Origin of the sequence: Prevotella sp. OH937_COT-195, assembly GCF_003932845.1 — a bacterium.
Classification (GTDB): Bacteria; Bacteroidota; Bacteroidia; order Bacteroidales; family Bacteroidaceae; genus Prevotella.
On sequence record NZ_RQZH01000051.1, the window covers coordinates 1 to 3662 of the forward strand.

The following is a 3662-nucleotide window of genomic DNA, read 5'->3' on the forward strand; positions in this document are numbered from 1 at the left end:
GTGGAAGCAAAGTCCAGAAGACATAGAGAGAATCCGAAAGAATGTACAAATCATAAAATAAGATCATTATGAAAAGATTAAAGAAAGTCTTAATTTCACTTGCTATTTCAATGGTAACAGTAAATGCAAATGCATGGCCTTGGATTTCGCCGTATGCTTATTGTTTCGGAAATCCGGTCAAGTTTATCGATCCTGACGGAGAAAGACCTAAAGCTTCAGAGGCTGCGTTAATGGCTGCATATGCGTACAAAGATAATAGACAAGCAATGGAGCAATATGCCTTACAATTAGCAAAAAGTGGATGGATAGTGTCTGATTATGAAACGTCTATTCAAAAGGATTACACACGTTTTTATCCGAATGGCTTGCAATCAACATTATTCCAACGTACTAAAGATGGGATCACAGAATACGCGTATGTCTATGCTGGTACTAATTCTGTTGAAGATGCAATAGAAGATGTTGCACAACTTGCAGGTGCTGCACCTCAATACCACACAGCCATTTATAATACCACACAGCCATTTATAATGCAAGAACATTATCTAATGAGTTAGGGAATAGTGAATTGACATTTGTAGGGCACTCACTTGGAGGAGGAGAAGCAATAGCCTCAAGCATGGCAACAGGTAGGGCTGCTATAACATTTAATCCTGCTGCAGTTAGTGGGTTAACAAAACTAGTAGGAGGATTAAATAAAGATCCTAATGTAGTGAATTATCGTGCTATAGGGGCCAAAATCGGTATTGGTAATATTAGATTGGGAGGAGACATGCTGAATAATCTTCAAGAAAAGATAGGCCTATCTCTTCCGGGAAAAACAATAGGAATTCCAACAGGTATAGTACCGACTCATACTATAGATGATTTTTTGAAACATAAACTTCCAGAGCCATGAAAAGATTGTTAAAATGGACTTCTTCTATTTTGCTTCTTTTATTCTTTTTCCATTCTTGCGTTTATCATTACATAACACACATGAATGATGAGGAACTGGCATGGGTGGCAAATAGACATGAGGGCGAAATTATGTATTTCCAATCTAGTAATGGGACAAAAGATACTGCTAAAATATATAAAATTGAGATTTACAATTCTTTGAATCCTTTCAACATGGCATACTTTAATACAAGTAATACGGATTATATAGCTGGGGGATGCATTCATTATAGTTTTAATAGAGCTACTGGATGCGTAGGAACTCTTTATGTTCAAAAATTGTATAATAACAAGCCTCTCTTTTTTTCGGGCGGGCTATTAGGAAGATGGTCAAGAGAAATACCTCTAAAATTGACAACATTAAAAGTCAACAGTTTCACGTTCAATGATATAATGTTTTTTGACGAAAGGAATACAGAACAAATTACAAATTATGATCACGCTAACTCTATAAAGAGTTATGCTTGGAGCAAAAAATATGGACTTGTGCAGTATACATTCCAAGACGGAACGATTTTTTCAAGGATTTTAAAATGAACTCACCTTTAAAAGTAAAGATAAGATGAAGAAAGACTTTATTACGTAAGCGAATATTCTTGCGAAATAATACGAGACATCAACGTGCAGAACGTGCAGAATGCACGAAAAATGCAGCCCAAATGTTGACCAGCTCAAACGCAAATAACTAATAATCAGCAAAATCGCCTCAAAATTAGTCGCCGCCCAGGCAGCCGTAGAGGAATAATTTTAATCCGACAACAAAGTAAAGGGACTTGTCCGCTTGGGCAAGTCCTTTTTTGGGTATATTGAGGTCATATTCAAGTTAGCTTTTGGCATATTCGCTTGAAAAAATGCGTTAAAATATATATTATTCATTGGAAAAAGTGCGTTAAAATGATGGTTATTCGTTGGAAAAAGTGTATCTTTGCAGCACAAAATCGTTTTAAAATATGCTGAAAAGGAAAATAGAAGACTCTCTTACCCTGTGGAAAGACTCTACGGGACACAAGCCTTTGGTGATAATGGGCATTCGTCAGTGTGGTAAGACATTCATAGCACAGCACTTCGCAGAAACAAATTACAAGACTGTTGTCTATATCAATTTCATAAAGGAGCCTGAGCGTATCACAGCGTTTCTTGGTGCAAAAGATGTGAACACCATCTTATTGAACTTGTCCGCACAGATTTCTGGAGTGACTTTCACTCCCAGAGAAACGTGTTTTATCTTTGATGAAATACAAGAATGCCCTGAAGCACGCACTTCACTGAAGTTCTTCAAGGAGGACGGCCGCTTCGATGTGATTGCAACAGGTTCACTACTTGGAGTGCAGGGGTATGGTGATGAACTAAAGAAACGACACCGCAGGTTGTCAAAAACGAAAGATCCAGGCATCAATTCTGTTCCAGTCGGCTCTGAAGATATCATTGAAATGTATCCGCTGGACTTTGAAGAGTTCCTATGGGCCAACGGCATGAGCACTGGAGTTATTGACGCTCTCTCAAAATGCTACGCGCAAGAATCTCCTGTTCCTGCCGGCATACATGTTGCCTTGAAGAATATGCTGAACCTTTATGTTGCTGTCGGAGGACTACCTGACGCAGTCAATGTTTTCCTCAGAACCAATAACATGAACGAGGTCAGAAAGGTCTATCAGTCCATCTTGAAGGAGTATCGCGACGATATGGTAAAGTATGCTCCCGACAAAGACAAGCCACATATCCGTGAGTGTTTCAACTCCGTACCAAAACAGTTGGCAAAGGAAAATAAAAAATTCCAGTACAGTAAGGTGAAGCCAGGAGGGCGCGGAGAGACTTATGCCGGGTCGCTACAATGGTTGGAAGATGCAGGTATTATCTGCCGTTGTTACAATACAGACATCACTGGGCTTCCGATGGAAGGCAATGCCAAGGACAATGTTTTCAAAGTCTATATGTCCGATATTGGCTTGCTCGTAGAGATGCTTGGAGAGGGAACACGCGCAGACATTCTTCAAGGCAATCTTGGTGGTTTTAAAGGTGCTATATACGAGAATCTGATGGCCGACACGCTTCACAAGAAAACGCAGAACCTTTACTATTTCCAAAAGGATTCTGGATTGGAATTGGATTTTCTTGTGCGAATGAATGGAGAGTGTGTTCCGCTGGAAGTCAAAGCAAAGTCAAGCAAGGCTAAAAGTGCAAGAACTGTTTTGAATCACCCAGAGAAGTATCATGTCAAACAGATTATAAAGTTCGGTGATTACAATATAGGCAGGGAAGGGCATTTGTTAACTCTCCCCAGCTATATGCAGTTCCTGCTGAACTTGCAACCAGAAGAAATCGTGCTTGAACCGATGGACATTGATGAAATTAACCGCATGGCATCAGAGTTTCTTGGACAAGTATTGTAATATAGACGTGCAAAATTTGTGCAAAGTAATTGGAAATTGTTATTTTTGCAAACATAATTAACGGAATATACTTTAACGACTCTTGAATAGAAAATATAAATGCGAAATAAATTAGTTCTATTAGTTTTTTGTGTGCTCTTTGTTTCTAATTCAAAAGCGCAACAGATTCAAATCGAGGAACGATTTGAGTCTGCTTATAAAGAAATTGTAGCTATGCTTGAAGACAAGAAGGCATTGTCTATTAAAAGGAGTGTTTTTCTTGCAGAATGGGCGTATTTGGATGGAAATCTAGACTACGAGAGTGATTTCTGCCAGCCTATCCGAAAAGGAGCA

4 protein-coding genes are annotated in these 3662 nt (G+C 38.9%); all 4 read left to right on the plus strand.

What is annotated here, in order from left to right; all coding sequences use genetic code 11:
* Nucleotides 1–68: 68 nt before the first annotated feature.
* The 4 genes from EII32_RS11035 to EII32_RS11050 all read left to right on the plus strand — a co-directional run bounded on the left by EII32_RS11035 (nucleotide 69) and on the right by EII32_RS11050 (nucleotide 3329).
* Nucleotides 69–557, plus strand: a complete 489-nt coding sequence (locus EII32_RS11035; protein WP_125235436.1) for a hypothetical protein — start codon at nucleotides 69–71, stop codon at nucleotides 555–557.
* An 11-nt stretch (nucleotides 558–568) separates the two neighbouring features.
* Nucleotides 569–898 (plus strand): hypothetical protein, encoded by a 330-nt coding sequence (locus tag EII32_RS11040; protein WP_125235437.1) that lies wholly within the window; start codon nucleotides 569–571, stop codon nucleotides 896–898.
* Nucleotides 895–1476, plus strand: a complete 582-nt coding sequence (locus EII32_RS11045; RefSeq protein ID WP_125235438.1) for a hypothetical protein — start codon at nucleotides 895–897, stop codon at nucleotides 1474–1476. The genes EII32_RS11040 and EII32_RS11045 overlap by 4 nt, the downstream gene beginning before the upstream one ends.
* 413 nt (nucleotides 1477–1889) lie before the next feature.
* The gene (locus EII32_RS11050) at nucleotides 1890–3329 is read left to right on the plus strand and encodes an ATP-binding protein (protein WP_125235439.1); all 1440 of its coding nucleotides are present in this window, start codon (nucleotides 1890–1892) and stop codon (nucleotides 3327–3329) included.
* Nucleotides 3330–3662 lie beyond the last annotated feature (333 nt).